15 protein-coding genes, 1 riboswitch and 1 other annotated feature are annotated in these 14,944 nt (G+C 57.9%); of the genes, 5 read left to right on the forward strand and 10 right to left on the reverse strand.

What is annotated here, in order from left to right; translation table 11 throughout:
* Positions 1-8: 8 nt before the first annotated feature.
* Positions 9-70: riboswitch (Fluoride riboswitch) on the reverse strand.
* Positions 71-169: 99 nt separating this feature from the next.
* Together SIK97_RS03235 and SIK97_RS03240 are read right to left on the reverse strand one after the other, a co-directional pair.
* The gene (locus SIK97_RS03235) at positions 170-709 is read right to left on the reverse strand and encodes a septation protein A (protein ID WP_004101360.1); all 540 of its coding nucleotides are present in this window, start codon (positions 707-709) and stop codon (positions 170-172) included.
* A gap of 52 nt (positions 710-761) precedes the next feature.
* On the reverse strand, positions 762-1,505 hold the full coding sequence (locus SIK97_RS03240) for a YciC family protein (RefSeq protein ID WP_004850117.1): 744 nt from the start codon (positions 1,503-1,505) through the stop codon (positions 762-764).
* Positions 1,506-1,818: 313 nt separating this feature from the next.
* Here SIK97_RS03240 and ompW point away from each other — a divergent pair, with 313 nt between their 5' ends.
* On the forward strand, positions 1,819-2,457 hold the full coding sequence (ompW, locus tag SIK97_RS03245; protein WP_004121296.1) for an outer membrane protein OmpW: 639 nt from the start codon (positions 1,819-1,821) through the stop codon (positions 2,455-2,457).
* 121 nt (positions 2,458-2,578) lie between these two features.
* On the opposite strand, the gene SIK97_RS03250 is transcribed toward ompW, so the two are convergent.
* Positions 2,579-2,824: a YmjA family protein gene (locus tag SIK97_RS03250; RefSeq protein ID WP_014228996.1), complete on the reverse strand. Its 246-nt coding sequence runs from the start codon at positions 2,822-2,824 to the stop codon at positions 2,579-2,581.
* A 213-nt stretch (positions 2,825-3,037) separates the two neighbouring features.
* Positions 3,038-3,742 (reverse strand): SDR family NAD(P)-dependent oxidoreductase, encoded by a 705-nt coding sequence (locus tag SIK97_RS03255; protein ID WP_047724022.1) that lies wholly within the window; start codon positions 3,740-3,742, stop codon positions 3,038-3,040.
* Between the two features lie 121 nt (positions 3,743-3,863).
* Here SIK97_RS03255 and SIK97_RS03260 point away from each other — a divergent pair, with 121 nt between their 5' ends.
* On the forward strand, positions 3,864-4,763 hold the full coding sequence (locus tag SIK97_RS03260) for a LysR family transcriptional regulator (protein ID WP_057173375.1): 900 nt from the start codon (positions 3,864-3,866) through the stop codon (positions 4,761-4,763).
* Between the two features lie 154 nt (positions 4,764-4,917).
* On the opposite strand, the gene SIK97_RS03265 is transcribed toward SIK97_RS03260, so the two are convergent.
* Entirely contained in the window at positions 4,918-5,865 is a 948-nt protein-coding gene (locus SIK97_RS03265) for a quinone oxidoreductase family protein (protein WP_057173374.1), read from the reverse strand.
* Between the two features lie 77 nt (positions 5,866-5,942).
* Here SIK97_RS03265 and SIK97_RS03270 point away from each other — a divergent pair, with 77 nt between their 5' ends.
* Positions 5,943-6,398: a MarR family winged helix-turn-helix transcriptional regulator gene (locus SIK97_RS03270; RefSeq protein WP_014838208.1), complete on the forward strand. Its 456-nt coding sequence runs from the start codon at positions 5,943-5,945 to the stop codon at positions 6,396-6,398.
* A 31-nt stretch (positions 6,399-6,429) separates the two neighbouring features.
* Here SIK97_RS03270 and trpA read toward each other — a convergent pair whose 3' ends face one another.
* The 5 genes from trpA to SIK97_RS03295 are packed head-to-tail and all read right to left on the reverse strand — an operon-like array spanning position 6,430 to position 12,961.
* Positions 6,430-7,239, reverse strand: a complete 810-nt coding sequence (trpA, locus tag SIK97_RS03275; RefSeq protein WP_057173372.1) for a tryptophan synthase subunit alpha — start codon at positions 7,237-7,239, stop codon at positions 6,430-6,432.
* The gene (gene trpB, locus SIK97_RS03280; protein WP_004850131.1) at positions 7,239-8,432 is read right to left on the reverse strand and encodes a tryptophan synthase subunit beta; all 1,194 of its coding nucleotides are present in this window, start codon (positions 8,430-8,432) and stop codon (positions 7,239-7,241) included. The genes trpA and trpB overlap by 1 nt, the downstream gene beginning before the upstream one ends.
* Positions 8,433-8,441: 9 nt before the next feature.
* A complete protein-coding gene (trpCF, locus tag SIK97_RS03285) occupies positions 8,442-9,800 on the reverse strand; it encodes a bifunctional indole-3-glycerol-phosphate synthase TrpC/phosphoribosylanthranilate isomerase TrpF (RefSeq protein WP_057173370.1) in 1,359 nt (452 codons plus the stop codon).
* Between the two features lie 3 nt (positions 9,801-9,803).
* On the reverse strand, positions 9,804-11,399 hold the full coding sequence (trpD, locus tag SIK97_RS03290; protein WP_004850135.1) for a bifunctional anthranilate synthase glutamate amidotransferase component TrpG/anthranilate phosphoribosyltransferase TrpD: 1,596 nt from the start codon (positions 11,397-11,399) through the stop codon (positions 9,804-9,806).
* A complete protein-coding gene (locus SIK97_RS03295; RefSeq protein ID WP_032749461.1) occupies positions 11,399-12,961 on the reverse strand; it encodes an anthranilate synthase component 1 in 1,563 nt (520 codons plus the stop codon). Before SIK97_RS03295 ends, trpD begins: the two co-directional genes overlap by 1 nt.
* Positions 12,962-12,996: 35 nt before the next feature.
* Positions 12,997-13,092 (reverse strand) — a sequence feature (Trp leader region).
* A 227-nt stretch (positions 13,093-13,319) separates the two neighbouring features.
* On the opposite strand from SIK97_RS03295, the gene rnm reads away from it, so the two are divergent.
* A complete protein-coding gene (rnm, locus tag SIK97_RS03300) occupies positions 13,320-14,189 on the forward strand; it encodes an RNase RNM (protein WP_032749459.1) in 870 nt (289 codons plus the stop codon).
* 9 nt (positions 14,190-14,198) lie between these two features.
* Complete coding sequence (locus SIK97_RS03305) at positions 14,199-14,819, forward strand: L-threonylcarbamoyladenylate synthase (RefSeq protein WP_004850139.1); 621 nt, start codon at positions 14,199-14,201, stop codon at positions 14,817-14,819.
* Positions 14,820-14,944 lie beyond the last annotated feature (125 nt).

A 14,944-nucleotide genomic window follows, 5' to 3' on the forward strand; every position in this document is an offset into this window, starting at 1 on the left:
TCCGGGAATAAAAAGCAGGCATCATTAGCCACATGGCGGTTCAAGGAGGAATGCCATCTCCTGTGAGAAATAGCTTACATTACGAATCGTTTCAGCTGAAGCGATTTATGCGGTGAGGGGAAAAGCGGAGGACGCGGCACGCCGTCCGGCGTGCCGTGGGAAAGCCAGCTTAGTGGTTGTCGTCCTGCGGCATATGGCGATAGATATACACGCCGCTCAGCAGGGTGAATACCAGCGTCAGGGCGGTCAAACCAAAGACCTTGAAGTTGACCCAGATATTCTGCGGCAGCCAGAAAGCGATATAGATATTCGCCAGTCCGCAAAGGATGAAAAACACCGCCCAGGCAAGATTCAGACGCGACCACACCTGCTGCGGCAGCGTCAGCTCTTTACCCAGCATGCGCTGGATCAGCGGCTTCTTCATCACCCACTGGCTAAACAGCAGCGCGCTGGCAAACAGCACGTAGATAACCGTCACCTTCCATTTAATAAACTCATCGTTATGGAAGAAGATGGTTAAGCCGCCAAATACGGCCACCAGCACAAAGGTAATCAGCGCCATTTTCTCGACTTTACGATAGCGCACCCAGCTGTAAATCAGCACGATGGCGGTAGCGATAATCAGCGCGGTCGTCGCGGCGTAGATATCATAAAGCTTGTAGAATGCGAAGAAGACTACCAGCGGTAAAAAATCCAGAAACTGCTTCATACATCGATTCCGTCGTTCAGGTTGGGGCAGGGAGCACCCGCCCCGGATTAGGTTAGTTACGAATGAGCATATACAAGCGAAATAAATAGATCAGCAACAATGCGGAGATAAGATTGCTGAGGGTATTTATTACCACCGCGCCAACGTTTGGTGTCAGGACCGCGAAGCTGGAGGCAAACAGCAGCAGCAGCGTTTTCGCCAGCAGCCAGCCGATAATGGCCGGCGCCACCAGACGTACGTTGGCCCAGGCCAGACGCATACTGCTACGCATGGCGCTGAAAATCCCCATTTTATCCTGCACCAGCATAACCGGTGCGAAAGAGAGCACGATAGCCAGCAGGACGCCCGGCACCACCACCAGCATCATTCCCATCTGCACGATAAACGTCGTCAGCAGGATCAGCAGCAGCAGCTTTGGCAGCACCGGCGCAGAAGCGCCGATCGCACGCAGGGCGCTGACTCGCTGGCCGGCGGAGACCATCTGAATCATAAGCAGAACGCCGCCGGCAAGAATGGCGTTACCTACCAGCCCTGAGAAGGTGGAGGCCGCAGACGCGCGCAGCAGGATTTGCTGCTGCTCCGGCGTCATGCTCTGGACCAGTTCGAACAGCCCGCCGCTACCCGCCAGGCTATCGCCCTGGCTCAGTATTGACAGCTGCTCTTCACTGGGTGAAAAGGCATGGCCAAGTACTACCGTAATGAACGCGCATAGCAGCGCAATCAGCAGGATAGTAACGAACTGATTGCGGAAAAAGTTCCCGGTGTCACGGTAGACGGACTTCGCCGTGATAGACATGCATTCTCCTTGAGTATTGCAGGTGTTAACTAGCCGGCGATTGTACCGCAAATCGCGGCTGGGTAGCAGTCTCTGCTCCTGCACGCTAAGTATATCTTTGTAAATAGAAGAGGAAATCAGCGACGCGCTGCCTTGAGTGTCATAAAGCAAGAAATTTGATACGACACGCTTCTCACTGATTGTATTGAGAAAGTGAAAATTAATCTGGATCAATAAATGTTAAATTTGCCCACTTAATGTGATCTATGTTGGATCAAACATACTTCAATGTAGGTATATTCTGGCGCTGAATAACCATAATGAGGAAGTGGGTATGAAAAAGTTAGCAGCGGCGGTTGTTATTCTGAGCAGTCTTTCCGGCAGCAGCGTCTGGGCGCATGAAGCCGGTGAATTTTTTATTCGCGCGGGTTCGGCAACGGTCAGACCGACCGAAGGCGCGGGCGGCACGTTAGGCAGCCTGGGGGGCTTTAACGTCAGCAATAATACGCAACTGGGTTTGACGTTCACCTATATGGCAACGGATAACATCGGCGTTGAACTGCTGGCCGCCACGCCGTTCCGCCATAAAGTCGGGACCGCGGCAACCGGCAATATTGCGACCGTTCACCATTTACCGCCGACGCTAATGGCGCAGTGGTATTTTGGCGACTCCAGCAGCAAGCTGCGTCCATACATTGGCGCGGGTATCAACTACACGACCTTCTTCGATGAGAGCGTGAACGATACGGGTAAAAAGACCGGCATATCCGATCTGAGCCTGAAAGACTCCTGGGGGGCGGCGGGACAGGTGGGGATGGACTATCTGATTAACCGCGACTGGCTGATTAACATGTCGGTGTGGTACATGGATATCGACACCACCGCCAACTATAAGCTGGCGGGCGCGCAGCAGCACGACAGCATCCGTCTGGATCCGTGGGTGTTTATGTTCTCTGCCGGATACCGGTTCTAAAGTCTCAGGTAAAGCTGGTCGCAATGACCAGCTTTATTGCACGTCCCGACGCGAAGTCCGCTGCTGCGATTGCCGATGCGTCATTTGCCGCAAGCACTCCCCGGAACGTCTGCGTCAACCGCTACTCATTACCCCATTTATTCAGGAATACCGCGATATCATCGATACGCTGCCGATCGATGCCCGCTTGTATGGCCATCTCTCCCTGCGCCTCCTCGCTGATTTCTTCGTTATTCATCAGCCGCGTAATCAGCAGTTGAAAATAGCGCGCCAGGGGCTCACGTTCTGACTCGCTGACGGGCTCGGCGGACTCCGTCGAATACTCATCCGCAATGTCGTAATATTTCAGTGGTACTTCCTCGTGCATAAATCGCTCCCGGTTGACGTTGTGCCTGTATTTTCTGGCTTGAATAATATCACCCCTGCCTGGCTTTAGCTCAGGAACGCCCAGAAAAACGTATGACTAGCCCACACTATGCGCAACGGGTCCAAAATTCTCCATTATCGGGGTGTAATAGTGTAAAAAGCGAAAATTGACTGCCATGAACCCTTCTGCAGGCCATTCATACGCATAGACTTATCACCACGGCACGCGACATCCGCGATAATCCAGATACTCTAATCCGGGACGATTTTGTTTTTCCAGCAGCACGTTCACCAGCGAGGGGATGGTCTCCGCCATGGTGAGCGGGGCGCTCTCGCCGCCAAGGGCCGTGCGGATCCATCCCGGCGCCATGACCACCATCGGATGCGATACGCTGGCAGGGCGGGCGGCAAAGCTGCGCATAAACATATTCAGCGCGGCTTTGCTCCCGCGATACAGCTCGCGCTGCCCGCCGGTATTATTGCTCAAACTGCCTTGTCCTGAAGACATAACGCCAATCAGCCCCTGCGGCAGCACCAGCGCCTGCAGATTTTCTATGACCCGCATCGGTGCGAGCGCGTTGGTCAGCATGACGTGAATAAACTCTTCCGTCGCGATCTCGCCGATGGTTTGTGTGGGATCGCGGTTGGTGGTGCCCGCGTTGACGAACAGCATATCCAGCGCGCTATCGGCAAGCGCATTGCGCAGCGCCGCGATCCCGTCGCTATCACAAATATCCAGCGCCTCAATGCGCACCCGTCCAGGATAAGCCTCGGCCAGATGGTGCAGCGGCGTCGTTTGTGAGAGATCGCGTACGGTGCCGATGACCTGCCAGCCATGCAGCAGAAACTGTTCAGCCATGGCGTGCCCAAGCCCGCGTGACGCGCCTGCGATCAATACTGTTTTAGGGGAAGTGACCATGGGCATAACTCCTGAGCAAATACATGATGGGGTAAATATAGGCTGGTGCTGTAGCAGGCGGAAGGCGCAGCATTTGCAATAATAAAGTGCATCAGACGCCTTATCCTGGAGTGGAGAAAAGATGAACGATCCTGATTTCAATTTACTGGCGGCGCTGGATGTACTGTTGAGCGAGAAAAGCGTTGCCGGGGCGGCTAAACGGCTTGAGCTCAGCGCTTCGGCGATGAGCCGCACGCTGACGCGCCTACGGCAGGTCACCGGCGACCCGCTACTGGTCAGAGCCGGGCGAAACATGGTGCTGACTCCGCACGCAGAAAGTCTGCAGGCGCGGGCAAAAAACGTTGTCTCCGAGATGCGCGCGGTGCTCAACGCTTCGCCGGCACCGCTGAGTTTATCGACCCTCGAGAAGCGATTTACTTTGCGTACCAATGAGGGATTTATAGACGCTTTTGGCCCGGCGCTGGTGAACGCCGCCGCGCGGGAAGCACCGGGCGTGACGCTGGAGTTTGTCGCTAAGCCGGAGAAAGATGCCCGATTTTTACGCGAGGGGCGGGTGGACCTGGAAATTGGCGTACTGAAAAATATGGGACCGGAGATCCGCCTGCAGGCGCTGTTTCGCGATCGTTTTGTCGTCGCGCTGGCCAAAAACCATCCGCTGGCCGCCTTTGCCGACATGTCGCGGGAACAATTTGTTTCCGTGGGGCACGTCATTACCTCCCGTCGCGGGTTGATACGCGGGCCGGTTGATGACGCGCTGGCGGCGTGTGGCATGCGCCGCAGGATTGCCGCGGTGGTGCCTGGTTTTTCCGCCGAGCTGGCCGTGGCCCGGGATTCTCAGCTCATCGCCGTTGTCCCGGCCTCCTGCCTGCAGAGCGCGGCGGGAAAAGAGATGGTCGCTTTTCCTCTCCCGGTGAGTACGCCGGAGATAACGGTGTCACAAATGTGGCATCCTCGCCACGAGCATGAATTGGCACATCGCTGGCTAAGGCAGCTGGTGCGCAGAGTGTGTCGACAACCATAAAAAAAGCCCGCACAAGTGCGGGCAAAAATACTGGAAGCAATGTGAGCAATGTCGTACCGAATACCTGAGCTGTTTGCTCAACTATTCAGTAATGAGAAAGATAATATTTCTCATTTAAGATATCAACCCCAACTTTTGTGCAGAAGCGATTTTTTTAATCGACGACAAAGACGGTGCGTTTCTGGCTGTCGTCCTGCGGCCACGCCGTGGCGACCTCGCGAAGCGGCCGGGGAGTCGTGGCGATAGTCAATCCGCCGGCGACGGCGGCCTGCAGCATCTCCCCGGTGGCGGCCAGCAGCTGGGGCACAGAAAGGCTGCCAATTCCGCTGCCCATCAGCTGCAGCGGCGAGGAGCGTAGCACCGCGCCATTGAGAGAGATATCGGCGGCGGAAAGGGAACCGACCTGAATAAAACGTACCGGCGCATTTCCTGGGCTGTGTTTTGCCAGCGCTGGCAGCAAAAGTTCGGCGCTACGTCCCCACAGATAATCGACGACGACATCAATCTGCTGCGCCGCCAGCCCGGCAAACTGCGTCCGTAAGTCCGCCTCATCCTGACTTAAGTTAACGGTTTCATCAGCGCTGAGGGTGGCCAGCTTCTCCACGTTTCGCCCGCAGGCGATCACTTTTCTGGCGCCGAGAAAACGGGCGATTTGTACCGCCAGCTGCCCGGCGCTGCCGGTGGCGCCGTTGATCAGTACCGTTTCCCCGGCTTTCATCCCGGCGCGTTTGACCAGCGCCGCCCAGGCCGACATCCCCGGATTAGCCATTGCCGCGGCGGTGATATCGTCCAGCGCATCCGGCAGCGGCAGACAGTGGTTTAAGGCGACGGGAGCCCGTTGCGCCATGCTGCCCCAGGGCGCGACGGGGAAGGCGAAATAGACGCGCTCTCCGCCGGGTAAGATACCGGTGCCGTCGATACCCGGGACAAAAGGCAGGCGGCCATCGAAACTATAATGCTTACCGGAGGCCCGGCCTTTCACTACATGACTGATGGCGGCGGCCCGAACCTCGACTAACGCCTGATGCTCACCGGGCTGCGGATCGCGAAAATCGGACCACACCGGACCCTGCTGCAGGTCAAAAACCACGGCTGCTTTCATTGTCTTCTCCCCCTGTGGGATAGTTATGTGTAAAATGCACGTATCTGATAACGGCACTATACCCGGTTAACTAATATATGCAAGATGCACATAATAATTACGACATCACCGGCTTTCACGGCGCGCTGCTCGATATCATCAGCGTGATGAACCAGCCAATGCGCGACGAGCAGATACTGCAGGCGGCTGGGGTCCAGCTCGATCGGATCCTCTTCCCGCTGCTGGTGGCAATAGGGCGCAGGGGACCCGTTGGGGTCGTTGAACTGGCGGATAGCCTCGGTCGCGATTACACCACCGTCAGCAGGCAGGTGAAGAAGCTGGAAGCGCAGCAGCTGGTACTCAAGCAGCCCAATGCAAAAGATCGCCGGATTAGCGAGGTGACGCTCAGCGAAGCGGGGCAGGCGATGATCGATCGTATCGCGGGAGCAAGAACGCGGCTGATGAATGAGGTGCTGGCCGGATGGACGCAAGAAGAGGTAATGGCGCTGTTTCGCCTGACGCGTAAATACGCCGACAGCTTACAACTGAAATAACCGCCCGGCCCGGGGCCGGACGGCAGGCACGTTAAGCCGCTTTAGTGGCGGCTTTCAGGCTTCGGGCGAAAGCCTTGAGTTCCGCCAGCATGGCCTGCGGATCATTCACGTTCCGCTCGATGATTTTGACGATGGCAGAGCCGGAAATCGCGCCGGCCGCGCCGGCCTCAATCGCGGCGGTAACCTGCTCCGGCGCCGAGATGCCAAAGCCCTGCAGCGGCGGCGCGGCGTGGTACTCGGCCAGCTTTTCAATCAGATGATGCAGCGGCAGCGCGGCGCGGTTTTCCGCACCGGTCACGCCCGCCCGCGACAGCAGGTAGGTATAACCGCGGCCGTAAGAGGCTATCTGGCGCAGCAGATCGTCATCGGCATTGGGCGGGCAGATGAAAATCGGCGCGATATTGTGGCGCAGCGCGGCCTGGCGGAACGGCGCGGACTCTTCCACGGGGACATCGGCAACCAGCACGGAATCGACGCCCGCGCGTTCGCACGCGGCGTAGAATTCATCGATGCCGGGGCTGAACACCAGGTTGGCGTACATCAGCAGGCCGATAGGAATGGTAGGGTGTTTCTGGCGAATCGCCGTCAGCATTTCGAAGCACTGCGCGGGCGTCACCCCGGCGGCAAAAGCGCGCAGGGTGGCGTCCTGAATGGTCGGGCCATCCGCCAGCGGGTCGGAGAAAGGAATGCCCAGCTCCAGCGCGTCGGCACCGGCTTCAATCAGCGTATCGATAATATTCAGCGACTGTTCCGGATTCGGATCGCCGAGGGTGACGAAGGGAACAAACGCGCCTTCCCGGCGATCTTTCAGTTGTGCAAACAGCGTCTCGTAACGTTCCATCAGATTTCCCCTCGCGCTTTTAAAATATCATGTACGGTGAAGATGTCTTTATCGCCGCGGCCGGAGAGGTTAACCACCAGCAGCTGCTCTTTTTCCGGGTTTTCACGCATCATTTTCAGCGCGTGCGCCAGGGCGTGGGAGGATTCCAGCGCCGGGATAATCCCTTCATGGCGTGATAGCTCTTTAAAGGCCTCCAGCGCTTCGTCATCGGTAATCGACACGTAATCGGCGCGGCCAATGCTGTTTAAATAAGCATGCTGCGGACCCACTGACGGGAAATCGAGCCCGGCGGAGATGGAGTAGGACTCCTCTATCTGGCCTTCTTCGGTTTGCATCATCGGCGATTTCATACCGAAGTAGATGCCCACACGACCGTGCTTAAGCGGCGCGCCGTGCTCGCCGGACTCAATACCGTGACCTGCCGGCTCCACGCCAATCAGGCCAACAGCGGTTTCGTCGATAAAATCGGCGAACATGCCGATGGCGTTCGATCCGCCGCCGACGCAGGCGATAACCGCATCCGGCAGGCGACCTTCTTTCTCGAGGATCTGCGCTTTGGTCTCTTCGCCAATCATGCGCTGGAATTCACGCACGATGGTCGGGAACGGGTGCGGACCCGCGGCGGTGCCGAGCATATAGTGGGCTTTTTCGTAGCTGCCGGACCAGTCGCGCAGGGCCTCGTTGCAGGCATCTTTCAGCGTAGAAGAGCCGCTATGAACCGGGATCACTTCCGCCCCCATCAGGCGCATGCGGAAAACGTTCGGCGACTGGCGTTCGATATCCTTCGCGCCCATGTAGATGCGGCACTTCAGGCCGAGCAGGGCGCTGGCGAGGGCAGAGGCCACGCCGTGCTGGCCGGCGCCGGTTTCGGCGATAATTTCCGTTTTGCCCATCCGTTTCGCCAGCAGAGCCTGGCCGAGCACCTGGTTAGTTTTATGCGCGCCGCCGTGCAGCAGGTCTTCACGTTTCAGATACAGCGTCGTGCGGGTGCCTTCAGTGAGGTTGCGGCATTTGGTCAGCGCCGTCGGACGACCGGCGTAGTTTTTCAGCAGGTCGGTAAATTCGGCCTGGAATGCCGGATCTTTTTGCGCGCTGACGAACGCGTCTTCCAGCTGGCGCAGGGCGGGCATCAGGATCTGCGGAACGTACATTCCGCCGAATTCGCCAAAGTAGGGGTTCAGTAAAGTACTCATTGTTGCTCCTTAATATGCGCGCAGCGTTTGAAACACAGAGGACAGCTTGTCGGCATCTTTAATACCCGGCTGCGACTCTACGCCTGAATTAAAATCGAGTCCGGCACAGCCGCTTTTGGCGGCTTCTACGCAGTTATCGGCGCCGAGGCCGCCTGCCAGCATGACGTTATGCAGGTCCTGGCCCTGCAGCAGGGACCAGTCGAAACGCTGGCCGGTGCCGCCCTGACCGTTGTCGAGAACGTATTTTTCGACATGGCGCAGCTCGCGCGGCGGTAGCGTTTCACCTACGCTGAGGGCTTTCCAGATTTGCACCTTCGGCGGAAGTTCGGCGCGCAGGGTATCAATATAGGTCTGGTCTTCGCTGCCGTGCAGCTGTACGGCGGCTAAGTCGAGGTTTTCCGCCCGGGCGATCACTTCCGCCACCGGGGTATTGCGGAATACGCCGACATAGCTCAGAGGCGCGCTGGCGATCACCGCTTGCGCCTGCGCCTCGTTCACCGCGCGCGGCGACGTCGGGACAAAAATCAGGCCGCCGTAGACCGCGCCGGATTCATACGCCACCTGGGCATCCTGGGGGCGGGTCAGGCCGCAGACCTTATTCTCGCCGAGCAGCACGCGCTTCACGGCGGCGTTCAGATCGGCGTGCTCCATCAGCGCTGAGCCAATCAGGAAACCGTTGGCGAAGTGGCTCAGTTCGCGCACTTCCGCGTAGGTATGGATGCCGGACTCGCTGATCACCGTGACATCGTGACCGAGCTTAGGCGCCAGGGTACGGGTACGGTTGAGATCAATCGACATATCGCGCAGATCGCGGTTGTTGATGCCGACCACTTTCGCCTTCAGCGCAATCGCGCGCTCCAGCTCCTCTTCATTACTCACTTCGGTCAGCACGCCCATGTTCAGGCTGTGCGCGACGGCGGAGAGCTGGCGATACTGCTCATCATCCAGCACTGAAAGCATCAGCAGACAGGCGTCGGCCTGGTAGTAGCGCGCCAGGTAAATCTGATAAGGATCGATGGTGAAGTCCTTACAGAGAATCGGCTGTGGCGCGACCTTACTGACCATCGGCAGGAAATCGAAGCTGCCCTGGAAATATTTCTCGTCGCACAGCACCGAGATAGCCGAGGCGTAGTGCTTGTAGACGCCGGCGATGGCCGCCGGGTCAAAATCTTCGCGAATCAGGCCTTTTGATGGTGAGGCCTTTTTGCACTCGAGAATAAACGCGGTGCGAGTTCCGGCGAGGGCATCGTAAAAATTGCGCTGCGTCGGTACCACTTCATTTTGAAAACTGGCTAACGGTTGTTGTTGTTTGCGGGCTTCTACCCAAATCGCTTTGTCGGCCACGATTTTTGCTAAAACGGTCTGCATTTTTTACCCTCTTGCCGCTAATGCGGTCACTCTGTCATAGGCCGCTCCGCTATGCAGCACATCGATGACTTGCTGCGCGTTGGCCTTCAGGTCTTCGTGTCCATGTAAACGCATCAACATGGCGACGTTGGCGGCAACGGCGGCTTCGTGAGCGGCTTCACCTTTACCTTGTAGCAAGCGCGTAAGAATGTCACGGTTTTCTTCCGGCGTGCCGCCTGCCAGCTGCTCCTGATGGTAAGGCGTCAGGCCAAAGTCGGCGGCGGTGAGCTGGTAGCTCTTGATTTCGCCATGGTTCAGTTCCGCGACCACCGTCGGCGCGTGCAGCGACACTTCATCCATACCGCCGCTATGCACCACCGCGGCGCGCTGATAGCCCAGCACGCGCAGGGTTTCCGCAATCGGCAGCACCAGTTCCGGGCTATAGACGCCAATCAGCGCCAGCGGCGGATGAGCCGGGTTGATCAGCGGCCCAAGCACGTTAAACAGGGTGCGGGTTTTAAGCTGCTGACGGACCGGCATCGCGTGGCGGAAACCAGTGTGGTACTTCGGTGCGAACAGGAAGCAAACGCCCAGTTCATCCAGCGCCTGGCGAGATTTATCGGCATTCATATCGAGATTGATACCGAACGCCGCCAGCAGGTCGGAAGAGCCGGACTTGCTCGACACGCTGCGGTTGCCGTGTTTGGCGACCTTCAGGCCGCAGGCGGCGGCCACAAACGCGCTGGCGGTCGAAATATTGATACTGTTGCTGCCGTCGCCGCCGGTACCGACGATATCGGCAAACGGATAATCCGGACGCGGGAACGGCGCGGCGTTTTCCAGCAGCGCGGTGGCGGCGCCGGCGATTTCCTGCGGATGCTCACCGCGTACTTTCATACTCACCAGCGCGGCGGCCAGCTGCTCGGGTTTGACTTCACCGCGCACCACCGCAGAGAACAGCTGATGGCTCTCCTGCTGGCTCAGGGTTTCGGCCTGGTACAGTTTTTCCAGAATCGGCTGGAGGGTGTTGGTCTGCTCCAGCTTCTGCAGCGCCCAGGCCAGGGTTTGCTCCAGCAGGCGTGCCCCCTGGGTGGTCAGAATTGACTCAGGGTGGAACTGGAAGCCGCAGACGCGATCCGCGTCGTGACGCACCGCCATCACCATACCGTTGAAGTGGGCGTTGATGGTGAGTCCGGCCGGGATATTGCTGCCCACCAGCGAGTGATAGCGGGCGACAGGCAGCGGATTGCTCAGTCCGGCAAACATCGCCTGGCCATCGTGCTCAATGCTTGACGCCTTCCCGTGAAGAATTTCACCGGCCTGACCGACGTAGCCGCCGTAGGCTTCGACAATCGCCTGATGGCCGAGGCAGATACCGATAATCGGCAGCTTGCCGCGCATGCGGGTCAGCAGCTCCGGCATGCAGCCCGCTTCGCTCGGCGTCCCCGGCCCCGGAGAAAGCATCAGTACCGGGTTTTTCATGGTGCCGATGCGCTCAATCAGCGCCTGCGCCGGGACGGAGTTGCGGTAAATCACCACGTTATGGCCGTTCGAACGCAGCTGGTCTGCCAGGTTATAGGTAAAAGAGTCGATATTATCGAGCAGCAGAATGTCGGCCATTAGAAGATCTCCTTCGCGTGGTGGGCCTGGGCGATAGCGCGCAGCACCGCGCGAGCTTTATTACGGGTTTCATCCGCTTCTGACTGGGGAACGGAGTCGAGCACGATACCGGCGCCGGCCTGCACCGTGGCGACGCCATCCTGCACGTAGGCGGAGCGGATCACGATGCAGGTATCGAGGTCGCCGTGGGCGGTAAAGTAGCCCACCGCGCCGCCGTAGCTGCCGCGGCGTTTGCCTTCAGCGGCGGCGATAAGCTGCATGGCGCGCACTTTCGGCGCCCCGCTGAGGGTGCCCATATTCATACAGGCACGGTAGGCATGCAGCACGTCAAGGTCGCGGCGCAGCTCGCCAACCACGCGGGAGACGAGGTGCATCACAAAGGAGTAGCGGTCGACTTTGGTCAGGTCGGCGACGTAGCGGCTACCCGGCGTACAGATGCGCGCGAGGTCGTTACGCGCAAGGTCGACCAGCATCAGATGCTCGGAGAGCTCTTTATGGTCGGTGCGCATCTCCAGCTCAATGCGGCTGTCGAGATCGCGATCCAGCGAACCATCCGCTCGGCGGCCGCGCGGGCGGGTACCGGCAATGGGATAGATTTCAATCTGGCGATTGGTGGCATCGTACTTGAGAGAACTCTCCGGCGACGCGCCGAAGAGGGTGAAATCGTTGTCCTGCATAAAGAACATGTACGGGCTCGGGTTGCTCTTCTTCAGCACATCATAAGCGGCCAGCGGCGACGGGCAGGGCAGCGAGAAGCGGCGTGACGGCACGACCTGAAAAATCTCGCCCGCGCGGATGGCGCGCTGCATTTTACGCACGACGGCGCCGTACTCTTCGTCGCTCTGATCGCAGTCGCAGCTCATTTCGGCAACCGTGGTCACCGGCAGCGGCGCCGGCGGCTCGTTTAGCTGCTGACGAAGCTGAGCGAGCCGCTGTAGCAGACGTTGTTTTTCGCTTTCCAGCGGCGTGAACAGGCTCGCCTGGATACGGGTATTTTTGGTCTGATGGTCGATAACCAGCAGCGTTTCCGCCAGATAGAAGCAGTAATCCGGGCAGGCGGTGTCGCTCTCCAGCGGCGGCAGGTCTTCAAAGCCAGCGACCAGGTCATAGGCGAACAGGCCGCCGAAGAACATCGCTTCGCGCTCCTGCTGCGGGACGGTTATCAGATCCTGCAGCAGGCGAAAAGCGTCGAATACCGAGAGTGAACACAGGCGGGCATCTTCATCCAACAGCGCGCTGACCGGCGGGAAGGTTAATACCCGGCTATTTGGCTGACGCTGGTTATCGATGCCGGATGGCAGCGCGCTATCCAGCAGTTCGAGTAACGCAGTACCGTTGGCGGAAAATGTGTGAATAGTGACAGTGTCACCTAGCGCGGTAATGCGCAGCGCGCTATCCACCAGCAGCAGGCTCTTTAAATCATCCTTACTGTCGATATCCGCGGATTCCAGCAGCAGGGTGGCTGGACGCGCGCCGCATAGCTGGTGGAACAGCGCCGTGGGGTTTTCCCGATAGATGGCGTCGCTGGTGAGAAGCTCGAGTGCCGGTTTTGATGTTTGCATTATTGTTGTCGCCTGTTCGCTATAATAATTTGTCCAATAAAAAGCCCGCTCATTGGCGGGCCGGGTATCTGTATGCTGAGTGCAAAACGCGATCACGCCGCCCGATAACAGGAGGTGCGCCACCAGCCGTGCAGAGTGATGAATTGCGTTTTCATTGTTGATACCCCTTCATGTGAACTTGCGTACTAGTTAACTAGTCCGAGGGATTAAAGTCAACCCCTGTTTGCAGATTTTCTCTATCAGTCGGTATGATGATGCGCTTATTACTATCCTTAATCACTTAAGCTGCAGAACCACAGTCAATCTGCCTGTGACTTAAAGTATGACGGGTACCGGTTCATGTCCAGCAGGAGTCATCTTGAGCAACACCAATTACGCAGTGATTTACGACCTGCACAGCCATACCATCGCCTCTGACGGGCGTCTGACTCCAGAAGAACTTGTCCATCGCGCCCACCAGATGCGCGTCGGCACCCTGGCGATTACCGACCACGATACCGTGGCGGCAATTCCCGCGGCTCAGCGTGAAATTGAACGTGCCGGTTTACCGTTGGCGCTGATTACCGGGGTGGAAATTTCCACGCTGTGGGAAAATCATGAAATTCATATTGTCGGGCTGAATATCGATATCGACCATCCGGCGATGACCGCGCTGCTCGATGAACAGAAAGCACGTCGCCAGATGCGGGGTCAGCAGATCGCCGAGCGGCTGGAAAAAGCGCGGATCCCGGGCGCCTGGGAAGGGGCGCTGAAGCTGGCGGACGGCGGTGCGGTGACGCGCGGCCATTTTGCCCGTTTTCTGGTGGAGGCCGGCTATGCCAACAATATGGCTGACGTATTTAAGAAGTATCTGGCGCGCGGGAAAACCGGTTACGTTCCGCCTCAGTGGTGTACAATAAAACAAGCGATTGATGTCATTCATCATTCTGGCGGTAAAGCGGTCATTGCCCATCCCGGGCGCTACGATCTCTCCGCCAAGTGGTTAAAACGGCTGTTGGCCCATTTTAGCGAGCAGGGGGGCGATGCGATGGAGGTGGCGCAGTGTCAGCAGGCGCCTCACGAGCGCGCACAGCTTGCCGCTTACGCCGTGCAGTATGGCCTGGATGCCTCGCAGGGGTCTGATTTTCATCAGCCCTGCCCGTGGATCGAACTGGGCCGCAAACTTTGGCTACCCGCGGGCGTGGAAGGGATCTGGCGCAGTTGGGAAGTGGCCGTAGAACAAAATTGAGAGGGAAGTATGAGCCAGTTTTTTTATATCCATCCGGAAAATCCACAGGCGCGGTTAATTAACCAGGCGGTGGACATTGTGCGTAAAGGCGGGGTCATCGTCTATCCGACCGACTCCGGCTACGCGTTAGGCTGCAAAATTGAAGATAAAGGCGCGATGGAGCGGATTTGCCGGATCCGTAATCTGCCAAACGGCCACAACTTCACCCTGATGTGCCGCGATTTGTCCGAACTGTCGACCTATTCATTCGTTGATAACGTGGCCTTTCGTCTGATTAAAAACAATACCCCGGGTAACTACACGTTTATCCTCAAGGGCACCAAAGAAGTTCCGCGCCGTCTGCTGCAGGATAAGCGTAAGACCATCGGTATGCGCGTGCCGTCCAACCCGATTGCGCAAATGCTGCTGGAAACGTTGGGCGAGCCGATGCTCTCCACTTCGTTGATGCTGCCGGGAAGCGACTTTACCGAATCCGACCCGGAAGAGATCAAAGATCGTCTGGAGAAGCAGGTTGACCTGATTATTCACGGCGGCTATCTGGGCCAGCAGCCGACCACGGTTATCGACCTCACTGAAGATGCGCCGGTTGTGGTGCGTGAAGGCGTGGGGGACGTAACGCCGTTCCTGTAATGACGCCTGTTTCCATGGAAGGAATCGTCATGTAATGAATACCCGCTCGCCGCTTTTATTTGCCGCCGTTCAACGCGGCGCAATGCCGCGCGCCTTTTGATGGTTCATCCTCTGCAAAAGACCCT

This window comes from Klebsiella sp. JN_Kp126, assembly GCF_033843325.1.
Taxonomy (GTDB): Bacteria; Pseudomonadota; Gammaproteobacteria; order Enterobacterales; family Enterobacteriaceae; genus Klebsiella; species Klebsiella michiganensis.

Coding starts and splice junctions, on each gene's coding strand:
- ompW (WP_004121296.1), top strand. CDS start 1,819: ATGAAAAAGTTAGCAGCGGCGGTTGTTATTCTGAGCAGTCTTTCCGGC.
- SIK97_RS03235 (WP_004101360.1), bottom strand. CDS start 709: ATGAAGCAGTTTCTGGATTTTTTACCGCTGGTAGTCTTCTTCGCATTC.
- trpB (WP_004850131.1), bottom strand. CDS start 8,432: ATGAGTACTTTACTGAACCCCTACTTTGGCGAATTCGGCGGAATGTAC.
- SIK97_RS03270 (WP_014838208.1), top strand. CDS start 5,943: ATGCAAGATGCACATAATAATTACGACATCACCGGCTTTCACGGCGCG.
- trpCF (WP_057173370.1), bottom strand. CDS start 9,800: ATGCAGACCGTTTTAGCAAAAATCGTGGCCGACAAAGCGATTTGGGTA.
- SIK97_RS03255 (WP_047724022.1), bottom strand. CDS start 3,742: ATGGTCACTTCCCCTAAAACAGTATTGATCGCAGGCGCGTCACGCGGG.
- SIK97_RS03250 (WP_014228996.1), bottom strand. CDS start 2,824: ATGCACGAGGAAGTACCACTGAAATATTACGACATTGCGGATGAGTAT.
- SIK97_RS03305 (WP_004850139.1), top strand. CDS start 14,199: ATGAGCCAGTTTTTTTATATCCATCCGGAAAATCCACAGGCGCGGTTA.
- SIK97_RS03260 (WP_057173375.1), top strand. CDS start 3,864: ATGAACGATCCTGATTTCAATTTACTGGCGGCGCTGGATGTACTGTTG.
- SIK97_RS03295 (WP_032749461.1), bottom strand. CDS start 12,961: ATGCAAACATCAAAACCGGCACTCGAGCTTCTCACCAGCGACGCCATC.
- trpA (WP_057173372.1), bottom strand. CDS start 7,239: ATGGAACGTTACGAGACGCTGTTTGCACAACTGAAAGATCGCCGGGAA.
- trpD (WP_004850135.1), bottom strand. CDS start 11,399: ATGGCCGACATTCTGCTGCTCGATAATATCGACTCTTTTACCTATAAC.
- SIK97_RS03265 (WP_057173374.1), bottom strand. CDS start 5,865: ATGAAAGCAGCCGTGGTTTTTGACCTGCAGCAGGGTCCGGTGTGGTCC.
- SIK97_RS03240 (WP_004850117.1), bottom strand. CDS start 1,505: ATGTCTATCACGGCGAAGTCCGTCTACCGTGACACCGGGAACTTTTTC.